Below are 24,164 nucleotides of genomic sequence, written 5' to 3' on the forward strand. Positions count from 1 at the left end.
GCGCGATAAGAAATTGTAAAAAAGTAACTGAGGACGGATCAAACTCGCCCCTCGGATGGGGCTCTGGTGCAATGAGCAAAACTCAAATCAAAAACATGGAAGAATTCGCTGTTGTGAGCGGGATCTCCAGACCAACATTGTCGAAGTACTTCAACGATCCGGCGAGTGTGCGTGTCTCTACACGAGCACGCATCGAGGCTGCATTGGAGCAACACGATTACCGGCCTAATATTTTTGCGGTTAATCAAAACCGGAAGCTAACCAAAAACATCGGCATCGTTGTCCCTTATTTGGCGGACCCCTTCTTTGCGGAGATTGCGCGCAATCTGGAAGAAAGATGCATTCAGGCCGGGTATCGGCCAACTCTTTACAGCTCGCACGGCGAACAAAAGCTGGAGCTGGAAATCATGGACAGCTTGCGAGGCTTGCGACCGGCTGGAGTTCTTTTTGCGCCTCTTGGGAGGGCGTCAGACCGCTCGGAAATTGAGAAATTTTGCAAGGCTGTTCCCACCGTTCTGTTCGACAGCAACCTGGACGGTATCGGCGAAGCCTTCATTGGATCAGACAATTTCAGCTTTGTATCGCAAACGGTTGAGTATTTGACCCGTACAGGTGAGCCGCCGTCTTTTTTTGAGATGAAAACGCCCGCGAACCCAAACGCGAACAAGCGGCGCATAGCCTATATTCAGATGATGGAGCGTCTCGGATTTGAGCCCAACGTCATCAAGGTAGAAGGGCAGGGCTGGGCTTTTGAGGAGATTGGCCGACAAGGTGCGCTCAAGTTGCTGGGGGCCGGAAACCTGCCTACCAATGCCATTCTCTGCAGCAATGATCGTCTGGCGATTGGGTTGCTCTCGGCCTGTTATCAGCTGGGTATTCGGGTGGGGCGGGACAAAAGCGCATCTCTTCGAGTCGCCTCCAACGATGACCACCCGTTTTCGCGGTTTACATGCCCTTCTTTGACAACGGCGGCGCATGACTATGAAAACGTCTCGAACAAAAGCGCCGAAACATTGTTTCAGTTGATCGAGGGCGGAGGGCACTTGCCCGAGCGAACCGAAACTTTGTTTCCGGCCCGCCTGGTTCTGCGCGATTCAGCTTAGAAAAATTATCGCGCGTAAAATTTATATTGACGGCGCGATAAAATTGCTCTTACCTTACGTCCCAGTGATATCCAATCACTGGGAGGAAATTGATGAAGTTGAAAAGCGTACTTTGCGCAGCAACTGCGTTTGGCCTGATGGCTGCCGCATCCGCTCAAGCAGAAACACTCACCATTGCCACCGTGAACAACGGTGACATGATCCGCATGCAGGGTCTCACCGAAGCCTTTACGGCCAAAACTGGCCACAAGGTCGAGTGGGTGACACTGGAAGAAAACGTACTTCGCCAGCGCGTGACGACTGACATCACCACAAAAGGTGGTGCCTTTGATATCATGACGATCGGCATGTACGAGACTCCGATCTGGGGCAAGAACGGCTGGCTCGTTCCACTCAATGACATGTCCGAAGAGTATGACGTTGGTGATATTCTCCCGGCCATGGCAAACGGTCTGTCTTATGACGGCACGCTTTACGCAGCACCGTTCTACGGCGAAAGCTCCATGGTCATGTATCGCACTGACCTGATGGAAAAAGCTGGTCTTGAAATGCCGAAGGATCCAACCTGGCAGTTCATCCGCGAAGCAGCTGCTGCCATGGATGATCCGGAACAGGACATCAACGGCATTTGCTTGCGCGGCAAGGCAGGCTGGGGTGAAGGCGGCGCTTTCATCACTGTGACAGCCAACTCTTTCGGCGCTCGCTGGTTCGATGAAGACTGGCGTCCGCAATTCGATCAGCCTGAGTGGAAAGAGGCATTGACCTTCTACACAAGCTTGATGAATGACTATGGTCCTGCCGGATACGCAACAAACGGCTTCAACGAAAACCTGTCGCTGTTCCAACAGGGCAAATGCGGCATGTGGATTGACGCCACAGTGGCAGCTTCCTTTGTGACCAATCCGGAAGACAGCACGGTTGCTGACCACGTTGGGTTTGCATTGGCACCGAACAGTGAAGGCGTTTCAAAGCGCTCCAACTGGCTTTGGGCTTGGGCGCTCGCTATTCCGGCTGGCACTCAAAAAGCCGATGCTGCAAAACAGTTCATTGAGTGGGCTACGTCCAAGGAATACATTGAACTGGTTGCCGAAAAAGAAGGCTGGGCCAACGTACCTCCAGGTGCCCGTACATCTCTCTATGAGACTGCGGAATATCAGGAAGTTCCGTTTGCTGCGATGACGCTTGAATCGATCAATGCAGCAGACCCGACCAACCCGACTGTGAAGCCGGTGCCTTATGTCGGTATCCAGTTCGTTGCCATTCCGGAATTCGCCGGCATCGCGACAGAGGTGAGCCAGGAGTTCTCCGCAGCCTATGCCGGTCAACAGACCGTCGATGAGGCGCTGGCGAAGGCACAGGCCATCGTAAATGATGCAATGGAAGCTGCCGGCTACCGCTAAGCATCCTCCCGGGTCGGGCGTCAGGTCCTGCGTGGATTTGGTGCCCGACACCTATCCGACCTTCCGAAAATTATGACAGACTGGTCAGGCAGGTTTGGCCTGCCAACGGAGGAGGCTTGCGATGGCGACCCGACAATCTCGGACCCTTGCGCGCTACATGATGGCACCAGCTGTCATTCTATTGCTCGGGTGGATGCTCGTTCCCCTGACAATGACATTGTTCTTTTCATTCAAGAAGTACCTGCCTCTTCGCGGAGATTCACTTGACAATGGCCTTGAATGGGTCGGCTTTCAGAATTTTGTTCGTTTCATTTCATCCAGTGCGTTTTGGCCGTCCGTTTCCACCACCATCATTATGGTTGGCGGTGTATTGGTCATTACTGTTGTTCTGGGTGTCTTTCTCGCGATCCTTCTGGATCAACCGCTCTGGGGGCAGGGGCCGTTGCGTATCCTCGTGATCGCACCGTTTTTCGTGATGCCGACGGTAACGGCGCTGGTCTGGAAGAATATGTTTCTGGACCCGGTAAACGGCCTGTTTGCCCATTTGTGGAAGTTCTTCGGATTGGCACCCGTGGAATGGTTGGTCGACTATTCGCTCGGGTCGATCATCATGATCGTGTCCTGGCAATGGTTGCCCTTTGCACTCTCATTCTGATCACTGCCATCCAGTCACTCGACAGTGACAGCTGGAAGCCGCGAGATGGACGGAGCATCGCCCATTGCACGGTTCTTCTACATCGTGCTGCCACACCTTAGCCGCGCCATCACGATTGTCATCTTGATCCAGACCATCTTCCTGCTGTCGATCTTTGCAGAGATTTTCGTGACAACCGGAGGCGCTTTCGGTACGCGGACACTGACTTACCTGATTTTCCAACGGGTTATCGACAGTCAGAATATTGGGTTGGGGTCTGCAGGTGGTGTCTACGCAATCATACTGGCCAACATTGTTGCCATCTTCCTGATGCGCATCGTCGGCAAAAACTTGGACAGGTGACATCATGGCGCGTTCTGTTTCAACACGGCGCAAGGCGCTAAATACCATAATCGCCTGGACCATCGGACTGATGATCGTCTTTCCGATCCTCTGGACCATCCTGACCAGTTTCAAAACGGAAGCGCAGGCGATCAATGATCCGCCCTTGTTCTTCTTCTTTGACTGGACTTTGGAGAATTACTCGGTCGTTCAGGAGCGCTCAGATTACATGCGGTTCTTGTGGAACTCCATTATCATTGCCGGTGGTTCAACCCTTCTTGGCATTTTGATCGCAGTGCCCGCGGCCTGGTCCATGGCGTTTGTTCCCTCCAAGCGCACGAAGGATATTTTGCTGTGGATGCTATCCACCAAAATGCTCCCGGCAGTTGGCGTGCTCTATCCGATCTATCTCCTGTTCATCAGCCTTGGTCTACTGGACACGCGTGTTGGCTTGGTCTTGGTCCTGATGCTGATCAACCTCCCGATCATCGTGTGGATGCTCTACACCTACTTCAAGGAAATCCCGACGGAAATCCTTGAAGCGGCCCGAATGGATGGTGCAACGCTCAAGGAAGAAATCCTCTATGTCCTCACGCCCATGGCGATCCCCGGCATAGCGTCGACCATTCTCTTGAACATTATCCTCGCCTGGAACGAAGCCTTCTGGACACTCAATCTGACGGCAGCACAGGCAGCGCCGCTGACGGCCTTCATTGCAAGCTACTCCAGCCCTGAGGGTCTCTTCTACGCCAAGCTGAGCGCAGCCTCGACCATGGCTATCGCTCCGATCCTGATCCTTGGCTGGTTCAGTCAGAAACAACTTGTACGCGGCCTGACATTTGGCGCAGTGAAATAGGAACCGAAGACATGGGGCGTATTGTACTCGACCAAATCACCAAAAGCTTCGGCAGCACGCAGGTTATCCCACCACTGGACCTGACGATCGAAGACGGCGAATTCACCGTCTTCGTTGGTCCATCCGGGTGCGGAAAATCCACCCTTTTGCGATTGATTGCCGGGCTGGAGGATGTCACCAGCGGGCAGATTTCCATTGATGGTCAGGACGCGACACAGCTTGCTCCTGCAAAACGTGGCCTGGCGATGGTGTTCCAGTCCTACGCGCTGTACCCGCATATGACGGTTCGCAAGAACATCGCGTTTCCGCTGCGCATGGCGAAGATGGAGCAATCGGAAATCGACAGGCGTGTAACAGCTGCAGCGGATGTGTTGAACCTGACCGACTATCTTGATCGCCGTCCGGGCCAGTTGTCAGGTGGTCAGCGTCAACGCGTTGCTATTGGGCGCGCCATTGTTCGCGAGCCGTCCGCTTTCCTGTTCGATGAACCGCTGTCAAATCTGGACGCCGCCTTGCGTGTTGGCATGCGTCTGGAAATCAGCGAGCTGCACGAGCGCCTGAAAACCACAATGATCTATGTGACCCATGATCAGGTCGAAGCGATGACCATGGCAGACAAGATTGTCGTCTTGCGCGCTGGGCATATTGAGCAGGTCGGCTCGCCTTTGGAGCTTTATAAAAACCCGCGCAATAAGTTTGTTGCTGGATTTATTGGCTCCCCGAAAATGAACTTCATTGAAGGGGAAGAAGCGAAGCGCCACAACGCTCATGCCATTGGGGTGCGTCCGGAACACATTGAAGTTTCGGAATCTGGCGGCGACTGGACCGGTGTTGTCGGGGTGTCCGAGCATCTGGGCTCTGACACATTCTTCCACATACACGACACAGGCCTTGCAGACACGATAACGGTGCGCGCAGGTGGGGAAGTGGGCTTTCGCCATGGCGACCGCGTACACCTGACGCCGCGTTCAGATGTCATTCACAAATTCGACGCTCAAGGCCTTCGTCTATGACGCGGCTTGCCGGGAAAAACGCTCTGATTACAGGTGCTGCCCGCGGCATCGGGTTGGCGTTTGCAAAGGCCTATGTCCAGGAAGGTGCCCGCGTCGCTATCGCTGACATTAATGTGGAGCTCGCGCGGGAAGCGGCAGAAGAGATTGGTGCTAGCGCCATCGCCGTGGAGATGGATGTAACTGATCAGACCAGCATTGATGCTGCGGTTTCCGCCACCGTAGAAGCCTTCGGGCAGATCGATATTCTGATCAACAACGCAGCTTTATTTACAGCAGCTCCGATCACTGAGATCACGCAAGAAGACTATCAGCGGGTCTTTGATATTAATGTCTCCGGAACGCTTTTCACTCTGCAGGCTGTCGCGCGGCACATGATCGACAAGGGTGTTCGCGGACGCATCATCAACATGGCCAGTCAGGCCGGACGGCGCGGAGAACCGCTTGTCGCTGTTTATTGCGCAACCAAGGCGGCCGTTATCAGCCTGACGCAGTCAGCTGCTCTCAATCTGATTGAATACGGCATCAACGTGAACGCGATAGCGCCGGGTGTTGTCGATGGCGAGCACTGGGATGGTGTGGACGCGTTCTTTGCCAAATACGAAAACAAGGCGCCCGGTCAAAAGAAGCGGGAAGTCGGGGAAAGCGTTCCATTTGGACGAATGGGACGCCCGGACGACCTTACAGGAATGGCCGTGTTTCTGGCGAGTGCGGATGCCGAATACATCCTCGCGCAATGCTACAACGTCGATGGCGGACAATGGATGAGCTGATCATGGCAGAAAACAGCAGATCAAGTCTGACGCGCCTAACAGACACAGCGTTGGGCGGCCTGAATGAAGCGATCAAGCGCCCAAGCTACGTTCGAGCTGCATTAAAGCCCGGTATCGTTCACATCGGGGTTGGGAATTTTCATCGGGCACACCAAGCTTGGTACTTGCACAAGCTGATGGAGCAGGGGCTTGCTCACGACTGGGCAATCCTCGGAGCCGGCGTTCGAGCAAGCGATGCCGCGATGCGCGCTCGGTTGCTTGCTCAAGATTGCCTGACCACATTGATCGAATTGGATCCGAACGGCTCGTCTGCCGAGGTGGTGGGATCAATGATCAATTACCTGCCGGTGGAGGAGAGTAATGCGGTATTGATTGCCGCCATGTCGGATCCCGCTATCCGAATTGTCTCTCTGACAATCACCGAGGGGGGATATTTTCAAACCTCAACCGGGGCATTTAATGCGGACCACCCGGACGTCGCACATGATGTTGCCCATCCAAATGAACCGCGCACAGCATTCGGTGCAATTGTTGCGTCCTTAAAGGCCAGACGTATGTCTGGAGCGGGGCCATTTACTGTTCTTAGCTGCGACAACCTGCAGGGCAACGGCGATATTCTGCGTCAAACTGTGGTGGGTCTGGCACGCTTGATGGATGCAGATTTGGCAAACTGGATCGATCAATCTGCGACTTTCCCGAACTCCATGGTGGATTGCATAGTCCCGGCGACCGGTGAAACCGAACTGGCGCTTGCCCGATCATTTGGCGTTGAGGATCAGGCTCCGGTCACTCACGAAAACTTCCGCCAATGGGTGATTGAAGATGCGTTTTGCGCAGGTCGCCCGCCGCTCGAACAAGCTGGCGTGACGCTAACGGACGATGTTCATGCTTATGAGAGCATGAAAATCCGCATTTTGAACGGTGGGCACCAGTTGCTGGCCAATGCAGGTGAAATTCTGGCGCTACCTACCATCGCTTCCTGTATGGACCATTCTGGCGTTTCCGCGTTCTTCCGCAAAGTGCAGCTGGAAGAAATCTTGCCGCATGTAAAGCCCGTTCCGGGAATGGAACCAGATCACTATCTGTCGCTGATTGAGCAGCGCTTTTCCAATCCCAAAATTCATGACACGACCCGCCGCGTTGCCTTTGACGGATCGTCGCGTCATGCCGGTTTTCTCATTCCGACAATACGCGAAGCCGTTGAGGTCGGTGCGTCTGTAGAGGGTTTGGCTTTAGCACAGGCACTTTGGGCGAGAATGTGCGCAGGATCGCGTGAAGATGGCTCAACTATTGAACCCAATGACCCACATTGGGATGTGCTTACTCAAACAGCACTGTCAGCGCGCGATGAGCCTATTGCCTGGCTTAAACAAAGCTACTACGGCGGACTTTCAGAAACTTCCAGATTTACGGAAGCCTTCGACCGCTGGCTTAGGGCCCTTTGGCAAGAGGGCTGCGACGCGACGCTCAAAGCATATGTTTTAGGTGGTTAGGGCCAGGCCCATTTCATTCAAATTAATGTGGCCTGACCTTAGCTCGACCTATTGGGATTCGACTTCAGCAAATACCTTCTTTGCAGCACGGAAGCACTCCAGTCCCTGAGGCACACCGCAATAGATCGCTATAACGTGGATAATGGCGCGGACTTCTTCCTTCGTCACTCCGTTATTAATGGCACCGCGGCAATGAAGTTCCCACTCCTGCATCTTGCCAAGCGCACCGATCATGGAGAGGTTCATCATGGACCGTGTTTTTGCATCAATTGCCTCATCGCCCCAGCCGAAGCCCCAGCACCACGCGGTCATGGCCTCTTGAAAAGGCAATGTGAAATCATCAGCAGCGCCCAAGCTTTTTTCAACATACTCAGCGCCCAGCGTTGCCTTGCGCTGAGCCAACCCTTTTTTAAACAGATCCTGATCCATGGTGTTCACCTCAGCTTGATTGCAACGTTTTTGGTTTGCACATAATTCATCAGGGCTTCACGCCCCTTCTCCCGGCCATAACCGGACTTCCCAAAGCCACCGAACGGGGTTTCGACCCCGCCCGCGTACCATTCATTGACAAAGACCTGCCCCGCTCGCAGCTTCTGGCTGGCACGCATGGCGCGATCAATATCTTTGGTGAAAACGCCGGCAACAAGACCATAAGGCGTGCCATTGGCTATCTCGATTGCTTCGGCTTCATCCTTGAACCTGAGAACGGACAGCACTGGTCCAAAAACCTCATCATGGGCAATTGTTGTGTCTTTGGTCACATCGTGTTGATTTTCACTGAGAACTGACCCGGTATTTTCACCGAGAATTGACCCACCTTTAGTTATGCGTCGTGGTCTATGACGCGGTCAATGTTGGGGTCTCCTTTCTAGTTTTCTTTGTATCCTTGGAACTGGCTTTGAAGCGGTAGCTGTCGTTGCCTGTTTCCAAGATGTGGCAGCGGTGCGTGAGGCGGTCTAAGAGAGCGGTGGTCATCTTTGCATCTGTGAAGACCTGCGCCCATTCTGAGAAGCTACGGTTGGTTGTGATGATGACGCTTGTGCGCTCGTAGAGCTTGCTGAGCAGGTGAAAGAGCAGCGCCCCACCTGATGAACTGAACGGCAGGTAACCGAGCTCATCCAGGATGACCAAGTCGACTTTGGTCAGCATATCAGCGATTTTCCCAGCCTTGCCAATCGCTTTTTCTTGCTCCAGTGCATTGACCAGCTCCACTGTTGAGAAGAACCGAACCTTGCGCCTGTGGTGTTCGATCGCCTGAACGCCGATTGCTGTGGCGGTGTGGCTTTTGCCCGTGCCGGGCCCACCGATCAGAACGACATTCTCGGTGTTTTCGATGAACTCACACCGGTGTAACTGCCGGACTTTCGCTTCGTTAATTTCACTGGACGCAAAATCAAAGCCGGTGAGGTCTTTGTATGCAGGGAAGCGGGCGACCTTTGTGTGGTAAGCGATGGATCGAACCTCTCGTTCCGCCATTTCAGCCTTGAGCAGCTGTGATAACATCGGGGTCGCGGCTTCAAAGGCTGGGGCACCTTGGGCGACCAGGTCTTCGACGGCATTTGCCATGCCATAGAGCTTGAGGCTGCGCAGCATGATGACGATAGAGGCTCCGGCTGGGTCATGACGCATGGCGCTTCTCCCCAGCCTGTCTCAGGCCATCGTAACGATTTAGATTTGCCTCGGGCGTGGTTTGCAATGCCAAGGCGTCCGGTGGGTCGACTTCTGGATGTTCCGTCGGCTTACGGTCGATCAACCGGTGTAGAAGGTTCAGGATATGCGTCTTGGTTGGCACACCCGCTTCCAGCGCCTTGTCCACGGCGCGTAACACGTCCTCTTCGTTATGCTGCAGAACCAATGAGAGGATGTCGACCATTTCCCTGTCACCCCCCTCCTTGCGTAACATGCGTTCCTGCAGCCGTTGGAAGGCTTCCGGCATCTCGGTGAAGGGCGCGCCATTGCGAAGGGCGCCAGGTTTGCGCTGAATGACAGCAAGATAGTGCCGCCAGTCATAAACAACCTTGCCTGATTTGCGGCAGGACCGATCAATGAGCCGTGCATGTTCACAAACTGTTTGCCCTTCGGCCACAACGACCAGTCGGTCAGGGTAGACATGCAGGCTGACACGGCGGTTCGCAAAGCTGGCGGGCACGCTATACCTGTTGCGTTCGAATGTGATCAGGCATGTGGGAGACACTCGCTTGCTATGTTCGATAAATCCATCGAAGGCCGGCGGCAGAGCCATCAGCATTGGCTTCTCAGCTTTCCACACATCGGCGAGAGACCCCGGCAAGGCTTTGTGCGGCGTCTCCGCCCAAAGGGCGATGCACCGATCTTCAAGCCATTGGTTCAGTTCAGCCAGATCTGCAAGGACGGGCATGACCTGCCAAAGCCGATTGCGCGCGTCCTGGACGTTCTTCTCGACCTGGCCTTTCTCCCAACCTGAAGCCGGATTGCAGAACTCAGGCTCAAAGACGTAGTGGCTAGCCATCGCCTTGAAACGGACGTTGATGTCCCGCTGCTTGCCTTTGCCGACGCGATCAACCGCTGTCTTCATATTGTCATAGATCCCTCGGCCAGGAACGCCGCCAAACACGCGGAACGCGTGCCAATGGGCGTCAAACAGCATCTCGTGCGTTTGCAGCAGGTAAGCCCGGACCAAAAACGCCCGACTGTGTGACAACTTGATATGCGCGACCTGAAGCTTCAGTCGCTCGCCGCCAATATTGGCCCAGTCTTCACTCCAATCAAACTGGAAAGCTTCGCCGGGCTGGAAGATCAGAGGCACAAATGTGCCGCGCCCTGTCGTCTGTTCCGCCCGCTGCCGGTCCGCACGCCACGCACGGACAAAGGCCGCCACACGTTCATAGGAGCCATCATACCCTAACTGCACCAGATCCACGTGCATCTGTTTGACGGTTCGACGCTCTTTGCGCGACTTGCGCGTCTGGGCCACAAGCCAAGAAGACAAACGGTCCGCATACGGATCAAGTTTGGTTGGTCGCGGCGGGGTTTTGAACTTCGGCTCAACAATGCCCTCGCGCAGATACTTCTTCACCGTGTTGCGAGATAAACCCGTGCGACGGGAAATCTCTCTGATTGGCATTTTGTCACGCAATGCCCAGCGTCGAATGACACTCAAAAATCCCATGTCGATCACTCCATATCCCCCGAGCCAAAAACGTCGGGGTAGTGTGTTCACATGGGTCAGTTCTCAGTAACAATTTATGGGGCCACCGGGTCAGTTCTCAGTGAAAATCAACACTGGCTGTCCAGTTTACGGACACAAAGCAGTACTTCGTGTCTGAGGCCAGTGTTTACCGGTTGCTGAAAGCCCATGACCTCATCACCAGTCCGGCCTTTATCGTGGTCAAGGCAGCTGACGAGTTCAAGAACAAGACCACAGCGCCCAATGAGCTGTGGCAGACAGACTTCACCTATCTGAAGGTTATTGGCTGGGGTTGGTTTTACCTGTCAACAATCCTTGATGATTACAGCCGCTATGTCATCGCGTGGAAGCTGTGTACGACGATGTTGGCCAGTGATGTCACGGATACGTTGGAACTGGCCTTACAGGCTTCAGGCTGTAATCAGGCCAGTGTCCGCCACCGGCCAAGACTGTTGTCGGACAATGGGTCAAGTTACTTCGCCGGTGAGCTGGCCGACTGGCTCGACGACAAAGGCATGGACCATGTGCGTGGAGCCCCATACCACCCCCAAACGCAGGGCAAGATCGAAAGATGGCATCAGACCTTGAAAAACCGGATCCTTCTGGAGAACTACTTCCTGCCCGGTGACCTCAAAGCCCAAATAAGCAAGTTCATCAGCCACTACAATCATCACCGATATCACGAGAGCTTGAAGAACCTCACACCCGCTGACGTCTACTTCGGGCGCGGCGAACAAATCCTGCGCAAACGAGAAAGGATCAAACAAAGCACCATCGAACAACGCCGCTTGCAACACCGCAAACAGGCCGCCTAATATCGACAAACAGATGAGCCAGATACTCCCTTAAACAAAACTCATATCTGTCCAAAAATCCCTGACGACCGACACTATCGCAGAGTTGAAGGACCGTTTGGCAACGACGTTTTCAGCGTTGTTGAGCAATCGTCCGGAATATGCCCAGTTTCGACTGATTGAGGCCAATGAAAGCGGCACCGAAATTGTTCGGGTTGATCGAACGCAATATGGATTGAGAACCGTCCGGCCAGAAGACCTTCAGGACAAGGGCGGCGAACCGTATTTTGCGCTTGCGATGAAAAGCAGGGGGCACAGAGTTGCGTTCTCTGACGTTACCCTCAATCGCGAGAACGGGAAAATTGAAGAAAACGCAAAGCCGGTTCTCAGGGGGGCAATCGACGACCCTTTGGGGGACCGGAAGGTTATTTTGATCGTTAATGTAAACTACGAGAAAATACTTTTGGCAGCGTTTCAGTCAGCCCCACCTAGACACGATATGATTGCCGTAAACGCCCGCGGTGATTTCATGCACTATCAGGTCAAGGGGGCGATGTCTGGTCAGAAGCTTTTTCTGGCGAACGCGGCTCAAAGTGACCTGCCTAAGCTGGTCGCGGCTTATACTCAATCATCGGGCGCCGAAGGGCTCGTCGAGCTGAATGAGCAGATCGGTTATTTTGTGCGCTCTAGCGCTGGGTTTAGCCAGGACTCGACCAAAATCGGATTGATACAGTATCTTCCAAAATCTGAGTTTTTTGCGGAGTCGTCCGCATTTTTCTACCGGGTTCTGGAGATTGGCATGTTCCTGCTTGTGCCAATCCTCTTGATTGCTGTGTATGCGGGCCGGAAATTTATCGAGCCGCTTCGGAAGCTTGCCAACCAAGTGCAAGCCCTGCCCGAAAAGCGCCTTGTTAGTGGGTTGCCAGAGAAAAGGGACGATGAAGTAGGCTATCTGGCATCTGCAATTAGAAAACGAGCTCAAGACCTCTTGGAGGCAGAGGCGCAATCATCAACCATACTGGAGAAGGTAATCGAAGGGATTATCTTGATCGATGACAAGGGAGTTGTCGAAAAATACAACGCGGGCAGTCAAAAAATATTCGAGTACACGCCTGAAGAGGTCATCGGTAAAAACGTAGCTATGTTGATGCCAACTGAATTGGCTGATGTGCATGACAGCTTCGTTCATCGTGCGAATACAAATGACGTGATGCCAGAGTTCCATAGCTTCCGCGAGTTTGAAGCTCTGGACAAATATGGGAACGAGGTTGCAATAGAACTGAGCGTAAATTCGTTGCAAATCAACGGTCAGCGCAAGTACATCGGAGTTGTGCGTGATGTTTCTCATCGTCAGGAAATTGACCGGATGCGGAACGAGTTTATCTACACGGTCAGCCATGAACTTCGCACGCCGTTGACGTCCATTCGCGGATCACTCGCGCTGGCGAACACATTGGCCGCGGGCACTGAGATACCTGAAAAAGTGTCAAAGATGATGGATCTCGCACTTAAAAACAGCGAACGCCTCAACCTTCTTGTGAATGATATTCTGGACCTTGAAAAACTTCGGTCCGGCAAAACGACCTTCGATTTGTCAGAAGTTGATCTGAACGAGGCGGTCGAGGAATCTGTGGCATTGAACCAGCACTACGCGCTTGAGCGAAATGTCAAACTCAAGGCAACGCCTCTTGAGCAGCCTGTCGTAGTGAAGGTCGACAAGGCGCGATTGCAGCAAGTGCTTTCCAACCTGATTTCGAATGCGGCCAAATTCAGCCACGAAAATGGAACGGTCGATGTCCGCGTTGGCCTAGAAGGCGAGGCGGCCAAGCTGTACGTCATAGATGCCGGCATGGGTATTCCAGACGAGTTCAAGGCCTATATTTTTGATCCCTTCAGTCAGGCTGATGGCTCGGAGCGCCGTAAAAAAGGTGGTACCGGGCTTGGTCTCAACATTACAAAACGTCTTGTTGAGGGTATAGATGGCGGCATCAACTTCACCAGTGAAGAAGGCGTGGGCACGACATTCGTCATCGAGTTCCCACGCCTACAAAACGCCGAGTTGGTGCGCCCGCCACGGCTGGCTGAAGACAGCACTTTGATCGGCCTTTACATCGACCATGAAGAGGATATGGAAGAAGCGCTCTGCTCTGGGTTGGAAGGTGAAGTGGAATGCCTTCACGAGGTGACCTTGTCTGGTGCCCGAAAACGTCTTTCCGAACAGGCGTTCGACTTTGTGATCCTCAACACGGCGCTCTACGGGGATGATGAAAGCAGTGTCGACCTGCTTGATGAAATCCCGGATGCAGCCAATGTCGCGGTGATTGCGATGTGTGAAGCTGGCAGCGAGCTTGAGCATCCGTCCGTCGATATGGTGCTGGATAACGGACTATCATCGGAAGGTGAGATTGTCTCGGTTCTTGCCGCCATATTACTGGAAATGAAAAAAGGTGCTCTTGGTGCCGACACAGCGGAGAATTCGGCAAAACAACCGGACGCATCCGGTCCGCATCTTGCAGCTGTTCGTGGTTCCAGTTGAGCTTTAGAAATGAAAAGCCCCTTGCCCGGACTTAAGCTTCTGAGTGCGGCACTGGGCCTAAAGTGGCTCGGTGAGTAACTTCGGTGTCGAGCTCCGTGTGGCGATCGAAACTTTTGCCAGCAAGCATGTTGGTCAGGACATCGGCTGCTTGTTTGCCCATGCGTCGGTGGGGAACATGAACGGTGGTCAGTGGCAACAGCGCGACACTGGCAAGTTCGATATCGTCAAAGCCGGTGATTGAAATGTCCTTGGGAACCTCTAGTCCATGCTGAACAGCAGCGCGCAGTGCGCCAATGGCCAACACGTCGTTTCCGCACATGATTGCCGTCGGTCTTGCTCCTGAGGTGAGGATTTCCCGGCAAGCCTGTTCCCCGTTTTCGATAGAATAATGAGTTTCAGCGAGCAAAAGACGGCTCGGGTCAAGGCCGCGCGCCAGCATGGCATCTTTGACGGCCTCAACCCGACCACGGGCACGGTCGTTTGTCGCTGTTGGTGCGGAAATAAACGCAACTTGCGTGTGCCCTTGGTCCAGTACGTCTTCCGCAAGAGCACGCATGGCCTGTCGATTGTTGAAGCCGATCGCCGGAAGGTTTGAGGAGGGATCGCACGCCCAAGCAATCAAGGCTGGAACCTTCCGCTTTTTAAGAAACTCATAAATCTCTTCATTGCGGTGGTAACCGATCAGCAATAGGGCGTCTGCGCCTCGTGCTGCGAGTGTGCGAATTTGCTCTTCCTCGACATCTTCCCGATAGGCGGAGCTGGCTACAAGCAGAGTGTAGCCGTGATCGCGAAGGCGCTCTTGAAAGGCTTGCAGACCACGGGCAAAAATCGCGTTTTCCATGGTTGGAATGATCGCGCCGATTGTTTTGCTTTGCCGGGCTGCCAAGGCGCGGGCGTTGTAGTTTGGGGCATAACCTAGCTGGTCAACGGCTGCCATCACCTGATCAAGGGTGGCTTTACTGACCTGCGTTGGCGAATTGAGACAACGGGACACAGTTGCCGTGGAGACACCTGCAGTTTTGGCTACATCTGCCAAAGTCGGCAGTGCGGTTCCTTTTTTTGTTGGTCCCTGCGTCATTCCAAAAGCCTGAGTTTAAGCCGAATTTTTTCGACCACAGCCCCTGATTACTATGCTTCGGGTCCAGATCAAACGAAATTCATGCTTGCCAAGGAGAATGTAAGCGCTTACATTCGCACTTATCGCTAGGTTATTCTGGTGTTGGGAGGTGAATGTGTTGCTTATGTTGTCCGGGGCGTTTTTCGCCGCTTTCCTGATCAACGTTTCGATTGGCTCATTCGGAGGAACTCCCTTTCTGGGTAGCGTCGGTGAAATGCTTTTGTTGTTTGCCACGTCGATCGCCTTCGTGGCGGCCGTCCTGAAAAAGGAGGAGGACGCGCGCGAGGCAGGCAATTGAACGCAAAGACAAACTGGGAGGAAGTGTATGTCCGAGATTAAAGAGCTGCAGTCCGTAGAACGTAGAAATTTCATGAAGCTTGCAAGCGCCGGCGCTTTCACAGCGGCTGTTGTTGCAGGTGCAGGTGGGCTGCTGTGGTCTGAGCAAGCTGTCGCGCAGACTGCAAAAGAAGAGCGCGAGCGTGAGGCCGCGGCTGATCATGTGATGACTATCGCCACCGCTTATGTGCTTGGTGCGTCTCGCAGTTATCCAATCATGCAGCTGGATCTGAAAGAAAACATCCAGAATGCGACAAACGGTAAGGTCTATGTGAAGCTTGCACCAGGTGGTCAGCTCGGTGCCGGTGGTGCGCTGGCTCAGGCCGTCCAAAGCGGCACCATTCAGGCGGCACAGCACTCCCTGTCAAACTTTGCTCCGTTTGCATCTGCTGTTGATCTCATCAACATGCCTTATTTCTGCGGCTCCAATCAGCGCTTCACCAATTTGGTGACGTCTGAGGCCTGGAAAAAGGAAGTGCACCCGAAAGTGGAAGCTTCCGGTTTCAAGGCGTTGTTCTACGTAGTGATTGACCCACGCGTGGTTGCTATTCGCAAAGGCAGCAACGCTGTCATCACACCGGGCGATCTCGATGGCGTGAAGTTCCGCGTTCCGGGTTCTGCCATGCTGCAGCAGTACTACCGCATGGTTGGCGCAAACCCGACGCCGGTTGCCTGGGGTGAAACACCTTCAGCAATCAAGCAAGGTGTTGCTGACGCTCTCGACCCGTCTGTTGGCGCTCTTTACGTCTTCGGCTTCAAGGATATCTTGAGCCACGTAACATTCACGCAGGCCGTTCCGGACAGTCAGGTCTATTCAATGAACCTTGAGTGGTTCAACAGCCTGCCTGCGGATGTTCAAGAAGGTATTGAGTTTGCTGGTGAAATGACCGCGCAGCAAAATCTGGCAAAAGTTCCGGCAGCGCGCGCCTACGCAATGTCCGAGCTGACAAAGGCTGGCGTTGAGTTCCATTCACTTTCCGAAGACCAGCTCGGCGAGTGGCAGGATGCCGGTGGTTACCAGCGGTCCGAGTGGGATCAGTTCAAGGTGGACCTTTCTGGCTCCATGGATGCCTTCAACCGTCTGGAAGAAGCAGCAAGCACACGCGGCCGCTACTACGTCCACGACGCATAAGATCCAAATCTCGGCCCGGGAGATATCTCACTCCCGGGCCACTCACCATTTCTGAAAGCTGACGCATTCCGGTCGGGCGCAAAGCGCCATTCACCGGGTGAGGGGAAGCTATGTCCAAAATTCTGCATGCCTTGGACCAGAACGCGGAGCGCTGGTCACTGCTCGTATTCTACACGATGATCGTCTTGACGATGTTTATCGAGGTGGTTCGGCGCGAAGTCTTCGCCTATTCCTCGATCTGGGGCGAAGAGATCGTTCGGTACAGCTTCATTTATCTGGCCTGGATCGGAGCAGCAGCTGCTGTCAAGGAGCGTGGCCACATCCGCATCGATGTGATTATGCACTATGCCTCGCCGCGATTGAAAGCGCTGCTCTATATTTTTGGCGATTTGGTCATGTTTGGCGTGGCGGCGGTTGCGTTCTTTTGGTCGATGGAAACTGTGTTGGTTTCGGCCAAATTCGGATCCGTCACCCACGGTCTTCGCATCTCCCAGGTCTGGTTCCTCTTGGCGGTACCGATCGGGTTCGGGCTTGTCATCATTCGCCTCCTTCAGTCCTTTCTGCGCGATATGCGCGATCTTCGGAACGGCAACGCCGTTTACGAAGGCGACAAGCTGTTTGATTGAGGAGAGACGATATGCTTTGGCAACAACTCCAAAATCAAGCCGTTGAACTCGGTTGGGACTTTTATGGTCCGGTCCTGATTTTCGTCGGCCTTGTCGCACTTGCCGTTCCAGTTTGGGCTGCAATTGGCGCGGCGGCGATCGCCATGCTCATGATGTCCGGCGCGCTTCCGCTGTCGCTCATCGGCGAAAGCCTCTTTCACGGCATTGACCACTTTGCTCTTACGGCGGTTCCGCTGTTCATCCTGACGGGTGATGTTCTGGTCCGCACGGGCCTCAGCCGCAAGTTCTTGGATGTGGCAGAAGCGCTGACGTGCTGGACAAAAGGCGGCTTCGGCTCGGCAACGGTTCTCGTTTGCGGCATGTTCTCGGCCATCTCCGGGTCTGATGCCGCCGGTGCTGCTGCTGTGGGCCGGATGACGATCGCCCGTTTGGTGGAAAGTGGCTACCCGCGTCCTTACGCCTGTGCCTTGGTCGCAGCAGGTGCCTGTACAGGTATCCTTATCCCGCCGTCGATCGCCTACATCATCATCGGCCTTGTCCTTGGCATTTCCGCATCTACCTTGTTTCAGGCAGCGCTCATTCCCGGCATTGCCATTCTGGTCTCTATCCTTGTGACGAACATCGTCATGAACCGGATTTACGCCTATGAAAACGGCGGCCAGATGAGCTTCGCCGAATGGTCTGCCAATGTGGTGCAAGCGCTGAAATCCGGATGGTACGCGTTTATTGTTCCGGGCATCATTTTCTATGGCATCTTCTCTGGAAGACTGACGCCAACCGAGGCGGGTGCTGTCGCCGTGGTGGTCACCATTGCCATGGGCTTCATGCTCGGCACTTTGAGGCTGTCTCATTTCCCGGCCATGTTGGTGAGCTCAGCGAAGGTGAATGGTGTGATCCTGCCGATCATTGCCTTCTCCCTGCCACTTGCTCAGGCGTTGGCTATTCTCGGTGTCCCGCAAGGCTTCGTCTATTCCGTTACATCTCTGACGGACAATCCGGCGATCCTCATCTTCCTGATGGTGGGTATCCTGATCGCAGCTGGCTGCGTGATGGAAACAACCCCGAATATCGTGATCTTGGCGCCGATCTTGAAGCCCCTGGCTGACAATATCGGAATGAATGAAATCCAGTTCTGCATCATGATGATCACAGCGCTGGGCGTCGGGTTCATTACGCCGCCTCTGGGCCTCAATCTCTTCGTGGTCTCGGGTTTGACCGGGGAGTCGATCCTCAAGATTGCCGCTCGGGCCGTCCCCTTCGTGCTGTTCATGCTCGCGGTGACGCTGCTGATCGCCTACGTGCCCGAGATTTCAACCACGCTTCTTCCTGACATCTACAAGTAGGACTGACCATGTCTGTCGAGTATTTGAAAAAAGCCACCAAGACGTCTCGCAGCGACGCGTCCGATACGACGGCGATCGTGCAGGAAATCCTCGACCGGATCGAGGCAGGTGGAGACGAGGCTGCGCTGGAATATGCGGCCAAGTTCGACAAGTATGAGGGCAATATTGTCCTCCCCGCTGAGGAAATCGAAGCCGCAAGCGCTCTGGTTCCTGCAAAGCTGAAACAGGACATTGAGTTCTCGCACGCCAATGTAAAGCGGTTTGCTGAATCTCAAAAAGAATCCTGCGGCAACACCGAAGTGGAAATCATTCCGGGTCTGATTGCAGGGCAAAAGTGCATCCCGGTTGACACAGCCGGCTGTTACATCCCGGGTGGTCGCTACAGCCATATAGCCAGCGCGATCATGACTGTGACGACGGCAAAGGTGGCAGGCTGCAAAAACATCATTGCCTGCTCGCCGCCACGCCCGGGAGTTGGTATCAATCCGGCCATCGTCTACGCCGCTAAAGTTTGTGGTGCGGATCAGATCCTCGCCATGGGCGGTGTTCAAGGTGTTGCGTCAATGGCCTTCGGTCTGTTTGGTATGCCGCCGGCAAACATTCTTGTCGGACCGGGCAATCAATTTGTCGCTGAAGCCAAACGCATCCTGTTCGGCCGTGTCGGTATCGATATGTTTGCAGGGCCAACAGACAGTCTGATCCTCGCGGATGAAACCGCTGATCCAATGGTTGTTGCAGCCGATCTCGTGGGGCAGGCCGAACATGGCTACAACTCACCGGTTTGGCTGGTGACGGACAATCGTCCGCTCGCCGAAGAAGTTATGCGTCTGGTACCTGAACTCATTCAGGACCTGCCTGAAGTGAACCGGGACAATGCAATGGCGGCCTGGCGGGACTATGCCGAAGTCATACTTTGCGGTGACCGCGAAGAAATGGCGGCAACTTCAGATTCATATGCTCCAGAGCATCTGACCGTTCAGGCGCAAGATCTTGATTGGTGGTTGGGTCGTCTGTCCTGTTACGGTTCTCTCTTCCTTGGCGAAGAAACGACAGTTGCCTTTGGCGACAAGGCGTCGGGAACCAATCACGTTCTGCCCACATCGGGCGCCGCCACCTATACCGGTGGGTTGTCGGTGCACAAGTTCATGAAAATCGTGACTTGGCAGCGTGCAACCCGGGAAGGTGCCAAGCCTGTTGCAGAAGCAACCGCTCGCATCTCGCGCCTTGAAGGCATGGAAGGGCACGCCCGCACCGCCGACATCCGTTTGAAGAAATACTTCCCGGATGAAACGTTTGATCTGACGGCAGGAGCCTGACGTGAACTCCGCTTCCTCCATATTTGATGTTGCAGGGCGCGTGGCCTGTGTGACCGGTGCAAGTTCCGGCTTGGGGCGGCGTGCAGCAACTGCACTGGCTCAAGCGGGTGCTTCGGTTGTTGGCGTCGCTCGCCGTGCAGCTGATCTGGAGGACTGGCAAAACGAAACCACGGGATCGACGGCGTGCGTGTCGGCGGACCTGAGTGACCGCGCAGGCTTGCCGGACATCGTTGATCAGATCACTGCGCCGTTTGGTTCGCCGAACATTTTGGTTCACGCGGCTGGGATCAATACCCGGGAAGCTGCCGATAAGGTAACACTGGAAGGATGGGACATCACGCTGGCACTCAATCTCAGCGTCCCGTTCTTCCTGTCACAGGCACTTGTTCCCGCAATGAAGGAAAAAGGCTGGGGGCGGATCGTCAATTTCGCATCCTTGCAAACCACGCGCGCATTTCCTGGTGGCATCGCCTACGGCGCTACCAAGGGCGGTGTCGGGCAGATGACGCGCGCGATGGCCGAAGCCTGGTCTTCAAGCGGGATCAACACCAATGCGATTGGACCCGGTTTCTTTCCAACGGAACTCACTGCCGCTGTCTTTGGAGATGACGAACGCGCTGCTCGCAATGCAGCTCAAACTTGCATTGGTCGAAATGGGAGGCTTGAGGACATTGATGGTCCATTGCTGTTCCTGTGTTCGCCAGCCTCTGACTATGTCACAGGGCAGATATTGATGGTTGATGGGGGGTTCACGGCGAAATGAAAGCCCTTGTTTATAACGGTCCAGAAAAACTGGACTATCAAGACTTCCCAAATCCATCTCCCAAAGAGGGGGAAGTCCTCATCCAGATTGCACTTTGCGGGATCTGTGGATCAGACATGCACGCCTATCTTGGGCATGATGAGCGCCGTCCCGCTCCATTGATCCTCGGACATGAAGTTACCGGAACCATTGTATCTGGCGCAAAAACTGGACAGCGCGTTGCGGTAAACCCGTTGGTTCCTTGCGGTGAGTGCGCAGCCTGCCAACGGAAACAGGAAAATCTATGCCCGAACCGCCAGATCATTTCCATGCCGCCACGAGAAGGCGGGTTCGCAGATTATGTCGCGATGCCAGTTGGGAATTTGGTTGATGTTCCTGATCATGTGCCAGACAGCACAGCTGCGCTTGTTGAGCCGATAGCTTGCGGATGGCATGCGGTTCGGCTGGGTATCCGGGCGTTGGGCGATTTTTGGAACGGCGCAAGGGCTCTTGTGATCGGTGGCGGTGCAATTGGAACTGGTGCCGCGCTGGCGCTAAAGGCGCAAGGTATATCCGAAGTGTCGGTTGTGGAGCCTAATAGCCAGCGGGCCGCGTTCCTTGAGAAATCGATCGGCCTGAAGGTTTTGACACCAGAACAAGCAGAAGCCGAGCAGCCCTTTGATCTGATCATTGACGGCGTCGGGTATGCCGCAACACGCCAGATGGCATCTGCCTCAGTCCGTCCCGGGGGCGTCATCGCGCATATCGGCCTCGGATCAGGGGAAAGCGGTCTCGATATCCGCCGAATGACTTTGCAGGAGATCACCTTCATCGGGACCTACACCTATACCGCTGAAGATTTCCGCGAGACAGCCAAGGCCATGTTTGATGGTCGGCTGGGTGCATTGGACTGGGTTGAAATCCGTCCTCTTTCTAAAGGGGCAACAGCCTTTGCCGATTTGCGGGCAGGCCAGGTTGCCTCACCAAAAATTCTGCTTAAGCCAGACACTACAGGAGACAAGAATGTCTGAAATTCCGCATCTGCTTGTTCATGAGCAAGCCGACAACGTGGGTGTTGTCGTCGTGGAGGGGCTGACCGCTGGCACGGACATGCTGTGCTGCATTACCCATGACAACTCAACCTTTCGCCTGACTGCGGGAGCCGATGTGCCGATCGGGCACAAAATCGCTCTGACGGATCTAAAGGCAGGCGATACGGCCATTAAATACGGCGAAGACATCGGCAAGATCATTGCTGACATCCCCAAGGGCGCACACGTCCATACCCACAATTGCAAGACAAAGCGCTGGTAAGGAGTCGCTCCCATGTCAAAATATTCCAACATGACTTTCATGGGCTACCGGCGTGAAAATGGCCGGGTCGGGGTCCGGAACCACGTCGTTATTTTGCCGCTTGATGATATCTCGAACGCTGCCTGTGAGGCCGTTGCGAACAATATCAAAGGGACAATGGCAATTCCGCATGCCTACGGCCGCTTGCAGTTCGGTGAGGATCTGGAAGTTCATTTCCGCACCATTATCGGCACGGGCGCCAATCCGAACGTTGCGGCTGTCGTCGTGATCGGAATTGAGCCGAGCTGGACCCAGCGCGTTGTCGACGGAATTGCCAAAACCGGAAAGCCGGTTTGGGGCATTTCCATTGAACAGAAGGGGGATCTGGAAACGATCCGTCAAGCAAGCTGGAAAGCCAAGGAATATGTCCATTGGGCGTCCGAGCTGCAGCGCGAAGAGTGCAACATCTCCGAGCTTTGGGTCTCCACCAAGTGCGGTGAAAGTGACACGACCACAGGTCTCGGCTCCTGTCCGACCGTTGGCAACATGTATGACAAGCTGCTTCCGGAAGGCATCTATGGCTTCTTCGGCGAAACATCGGAAATCACCGGTGCCGAGCACATCTGTCAAAAGCGCGCGATCAACGAAGAAGTTGGCGAGCGTTGGTACAAGATGTGGAAGGCTTATCAGGACGATGTCATCTTCGCTCACCAGACCGACGACCTCTCCGACAGCCAGCCGACCAAGGGCAACATCGAGGGCGGTTTGACCACCATTGAGGAAAAAGCGCTTGGCAATCTGGAAAAGATTGGCCGCACGTCTCAGTATGTCGATATTCTCGATCCGGCCGAAGCGCCTCAATCGGGCAAGGGTCTTTACTTCATGGATTCCTCATCAGCGGCTGCAGAGTGTGTCACGCTGATGGCTGCAGGTGGTGCGGTCATTCACACATTCCCGACAGGGCAGGGCAACGTGATCGGCAACCCAATCGTGCCGGTGATCAAGATTACCGCCAACCCGCGCACTGTCCGGACTATGGCTGAGCACGTGGATGTGGACGTCTCCGGCATTCTGCGCCGCGAAATGACCATCGATGAAGCCGGAGATGAGCTGATCGACATGATCCGCCGGACTGCGAATGGTCGAAACACGGCAGCCGAAGCACTTGGGCACCGTGAGTTCTCCATGACCAAACTATATCGCAGCGCCTGATATCGGCGAGCGATCTTGATTGGGCGGTTGGCAACGGCCGCCCAAGCGGGGCTTTTAATCATGCAAACCCACTGTATGAACCTGTCTGAGGCGACGGAACTTGTCGAAGCGGCCTTTCGCAAGGTTTCTGTCCCGGTCGAATCTGCGCGCTCTGTTGCCAGTGCACTCGTTGCAGCTGAAGCAGAAGGGCAGGTTGGACATGGGTTCTCCCGCGTTGAGGATTATGTGGCTCAGGTCGTGTCGGGCAAAGTGGTCGCGGATGCGAGTGTGTCTGTCGCCCATGCAGCGACCACGAGCCTTTTAATTGATGCTGGAAACGGTTTTGCCTATCCGGCACTCGATGCAGCCATTCAGGCCGGTGCGGAGCTGGCGCAGGAGCATGGCTCGGCCACGATGGCGATTTACCGGTCCCATCATTGCGGTGCTTTGTCCGTGCAGGTGGAGAAGCTGGCTCAAAAGGGGCTGGTCGCAATGATGGTTGCCAATGCTCCTGCAGCCATGGCGCCGTGGGGAGCCAAGTCTGCGGTTTTCGGAACCAACCCGATCGCCTTTGCAGCGCCCCGTGATAACAAGCCGCCGCTGGTTATTGACCTCTCCTTGTCGCGTGTTGCGCGTGGAAAGGTCATGAATGCAAAGAAAGCCGGGTCAAGTATTCCCGAAGGATGGGCACTTGATCAAGACGGGAAACCGACGACGGACCCAGAGGCTGCGCTTGAAGGGACAATGGTCCCCATCGGTGAGGCTAAAGGCACCGCGCTTGCCCTGATGGTGGAAATCTTGGCTGCTCTCATGACGGGTGCGGCCAGAAGTGCAGAAGCATCTTCTTTCTTTTCAGCGGATGGTCCGCCACCCAATGTCGGCCAATACCTGATTGCCTTGAAGCCGTCTGACAATGTCGGCTTCGCAAGTCGTTTGGAAGATCTGCTCCAACACATCGAAA

Annotated in this window: 22 protein-coding genes and 2 pseudogenes (1 of these 24 only partly in view); 19 read left to right on the forward strand and 5 right to left on the reverse strand. The window is 54.6% G+C overall.

Annotated elements, in window-relative coordinates; genetic code table 11:
* The first annotated feature begins 71 nt into the window (after positions 1–71).
* From TRICHSKD4_RS08335 to TRICHSKD4_RS08365, 7 genes and pseudogenes are all read left to right on the forward strand, one after another.
* Positions 72–1,103 carry a LacI family DNA-binding transcriptional regulator gene (locus tag TRICHSKD4_RS08335; protein WP_009467065.1) on the forward strand — a complete coding sequence of 344 codons (1,032 nt, stop codon included), beginning with the start codon at positions 72–74 and terminating at the stop codon, positions 1,101–1,103.
* 92 nt (positions 1,104–1,195) lie between these two features.
* The gene (locus TRICHSKD4_RS08340) at positions 1,196–2,503 is read left to right on the forward strand and encodes a sugar ABC transporter substrate-binding protein (protein WP_009467066.1); all 1,308 of its coding nucleotides are present in this window, start codon (positions 1,196–1,198) and stop codon (positions 2,501–2,503) included.
* 121 nt (positions 2,504–2,624) lie between these two features.
* Positions 2,625–3,500, forward strand: a pseudogene (locus tag TRICHSKD4_RS08345) (carbohydrate ABC transporter permease).
* Positions 3,501–3,504: 4 nt separating this feature from the next.
* Positions 3,505–4,335, forward strand: coding sequence for a carbohydrate ABC transporter permease (locus tag TRICHSKD4_RS08350; RefSeq protein ID WP_009467069.1), 831 nt, complete (start codon positions 3,505–3,507; stop codon positions 4,333–4,335).
* 11 nt (positions 4,336–4,346) lie between these two features.
* Positions 4,347–5,348 carry an ABC transporter ATP-binding protein gene (locus tag TRICHSKD4_RS08355; RefSeq protein WP_009467070.1) on the forward strand — a complete coding sequence of 334 codons (1,002 nt, stop codon included), beginning with the start codon at positions 4,347–4,349 and terminating at the stop codon, positions 5,346–5,348.
* Positions 5,345–6,118: an L-iditol 2-dehydrogenase gene (locus TRICHSKD4_RS08360; protein ID WP_009467071.1), complete on the forward strand. Its 774-nt coding sequence runs from the start codon at positions 5,345–5,347 to the stop codon at positions 6,116–6,118. Before TRICHSKD4_RS08355 ends, TRICHSKD4_RS08360 begins: the two co-directional genes overlap by 4 nt.
* Positions 6,119–6,120: 2 nt before the next feature.
* On the forward strand, positions 6,121–7,611 hold the full coding sequence (locus TRICHSKD4_RS08365) for a mannitol dehydrogenase family protein (protein WP_009467072.1): 1,491 nt from the start codon (positions 6,121–6,123) through the stop codon (positions 7,609–7,611).
* A gap of 48 nt (positions 7,612–7,659) precedes the next feature.
* Here TRICHSKD4_RS08365 and TRICHSKD4_RS08370 read toward each other — a convergent pair whose 3' ends face one another.
* The 4 genes from TRICHSKD4_RS08370 to istA form a co-directional block, all read right to left on the reverse strand.
* Positions 7,660–8,040 carry a carboxymuconolactone decarboxylase family protein gene (locus TRICHSKD4_RS08370; protein WP_009467073.1) on the reverse strand — a complete coding sequence of 127 codons (381 nt, stop codon included), beginning with the start codon at positions 8,038–8,040 and terminating at the stop codon, positions 7,660–7,662.
* Between the two features lie 5 nt (positions 8,041–8,045).
* Positions 8,046–8,372, reverse strand: a complete 327-nt coding sequence (locus tag TRICHSKD4_RS08375; RefSeq protein WP_009467074.1) for an aldehyde dehydrogenase family protein — start codon at positions 8,370–8,372, stop codon at positions 8,046–8,048.
* Positions 8,373–8,448: 76 nt separating this feature from the next.
* A complete protein-coding gene (istB, locus tag TRICHSKD4_RS08380) occupies positions 8,449–9,240 on the reverse strand; it encodes an IS21-like element helper ATPase IstB (protein ID WP_009465782.1) in 792 nt (263 codons plus the stop codon).
* On the reverse strand, positions 9,230–10,759 hold the full coding sequence (gene istA, locus TRICHSKD4_RS08385) for an IS21 family transposase (protein ID WP_009469599.1): 1,530 nt from the start codon (positions 10,757–10,759) through the stop codon (positions 9,230–9,232). Before istA ends, istB begins: the two co-directional genes overlap by 11 nt.
* Positions 10,760–10,872: 113 nt before the next feature.
* Between istA and TRICHSKD4_RS08390 the strand changes: the two are divergent.
* A pseudogene (locus tag TRICHSKD4_RS08390) lies at positions 10,873–11,592 on the forward strand (transposase); the annotation flags it as partial.
* Between the two features lie 97 nt (positions 11,593–11,689).
* On the forward strand, positions 11,690–14,107 hold the full coding sequence (locus TRICHSKD4_RS28035) for an ATP-binding protein (protein ID WP_009467076.1): 2,418 nt from the start codon (positions 11,690–11,692) through the stop codon (positions 14,105–14,107).
* 31 nt (positions 14,108–14,138) lie between these two features.
* Here the strand turns inward: TRICHSKD4_RS28035 and TRICHSKD4_RS08400 are convergent, their stop codons facing one another.
* Entirely contained in the window at positions 14,139–15,185 is a 1,047-nt protein-coding gene (locus TRICHSKD4_RS08400) for a LacI family DNA-binding transcriptional regulator (RefSeq protein WP_009467077.1), read from the reverse strand.
* Between the two features lie 154 nt (positions 15,186–15,339).
* Here TRICHSKD4_RS08400 and TRICHSKD4_RS08405 point away from each other — a divergent pair, with 154 nt between their 5' ends.
* From TRICHSKD4_RS08405 to TRICHSKD4_RS08450, 10 genes are all read left to right on the forward strand, one after another.
* Entirely contained in the window at positions 15,340–15,522 is a 183-nt protein-coding gene (locus TRICHSKD4_RS08405) for a hypothetical protein (RefSeq protein ID WP_009467078.1), read from the forward strand.
* A 27-nt stretch (positions 15,523–15,549) separates the two neighbouring features.
* Complete coding sequence (locus TRICHSKD4_RS08410) at positions 15,550–16,692, forward strand: TRAP transporter substrate-binding protein (RefSeq protein ID WP_009467079.1); 1,143 nt, start codon at positions 15,550–15,552, stop codon at positions 16,690–16,692.
* A gap of 110 nt (positions 16,693–16,802) precedes the next feature.
* Positions 16,803–17,318 carry a TRAP transporter small permease gene (locus TRICHSKD4_RS08415; RefSeq protein ID WP_009467080.1) on the forward strand — a complete coding sequence of 172 codons (516 nt, stop codon included), beginning with the start codon at positions 16,803–16,805 and terminating at the stop codon, positions 17,316–17,318.
* Between the two features lie 11 nt (positions 17,319–17,329).
* Complete coding sequence (locus TRICHSKD4_RS08420; protein ID WP_009467081.1) at positions 17,330–18,661, forward strand: TRAP transporter large permease; 1,332 nt, start codon at positions 17,330–17,332, stop codon at positions 18,659–18,661.
* 8 nt (positions 18,662–18,669) lie between these two features.
* Positions 18,670–19,977, forward strand: coding sequence for a histidinol dehydrogenase (hisD, locus tag TRICHSKD4_RS08425; RefSeq protein ID WP_009467082.1), 1,308 nt, complete (start codon positions 18,670–18,672; stop codon positions 19,975–19,977).
* A gap of 1 nt (position 19,978) precedes the next feature.
* Positions 19,979–20,740: an SDR family NAD(P)-dependent oxidoreductase gene (locus TRICHSKD4_RS08430; protein ID WP_009467083.1), complete on the forward strand. Its 762-nt coding sequence runs from the start codon at positions 19,979–19,981 to the stop codon at positions 20,738–20,740.
* Positions 20,737–21,750 (forward strand): zinc-binding dehydrogenase, encoded by a 1,014-nt coding sequence (locus TRICHSKD4_RS08435; RefSeq protein ID WP_009467084.1) that lies wholly within the window; start codon positions 20,737–20,739, stop codon positions 21,748–21,750. Before TRICHSKD4_RS08430 ends, TRICHSKD4_RS08435 begins: the two co-directional genes overlap by 4 nt.
* On the forward strand, positions 21,743–22,033 hold the full coding sequence (locus TRICHSKD4_RS08440) for a UxaA family hydrolase (RefSeq protein WP_009467085.1): 291 nt from the start codon (positions 21,743–21,745) through the stop codon (positions 22,031–22,033). The genes TRICHSKD4_RS08435 and TRICHSKD4_RS08440 overlap by 8 nt, the downstream gene beginning before the upstream one ends.
* A 12-nt stretch (positions 22,034–22,045) precedes the next feature.
* Positions 22,046–23,224 carry a UxaA family hydrolase gene (locus tag TRICHSKD4_RS08445; protein ID WP_009467086.1) on the forward strand — a complete coding sequence of 393 codons (1,179 nt, stop codon included), beginning with the start codon at positions 22,046–22,048 and terminating at the stop codon, positions 23,222–23,224.
* A 60-nt stretch (positions 23,225–23,284) separates the two neighbouring features.
* Positions 23,285–24,164: the 5' portion of an Ldh family oxidoreductase gene (locus tag TRICHSKD4_RS08450; RefSeq protein WP_139052007.1), read on the forward strand. 128 nt of this gene lie beyond the right edge of the window; the window shows 880 of its 1,008 coding nt (coding positions 1–880); it begins with the start codon at positions 23,285–23,287; its stop codon lies beyond the right edge, outside the window.

The organism is Roseibium sp. TrichSKD4 (assembly GCF_000148725.1).
GTDB lineage: Bacteria > Pseudomonadota > Alphaproteobacteria > Rhizobiales > Stappiaceae > Roseibium.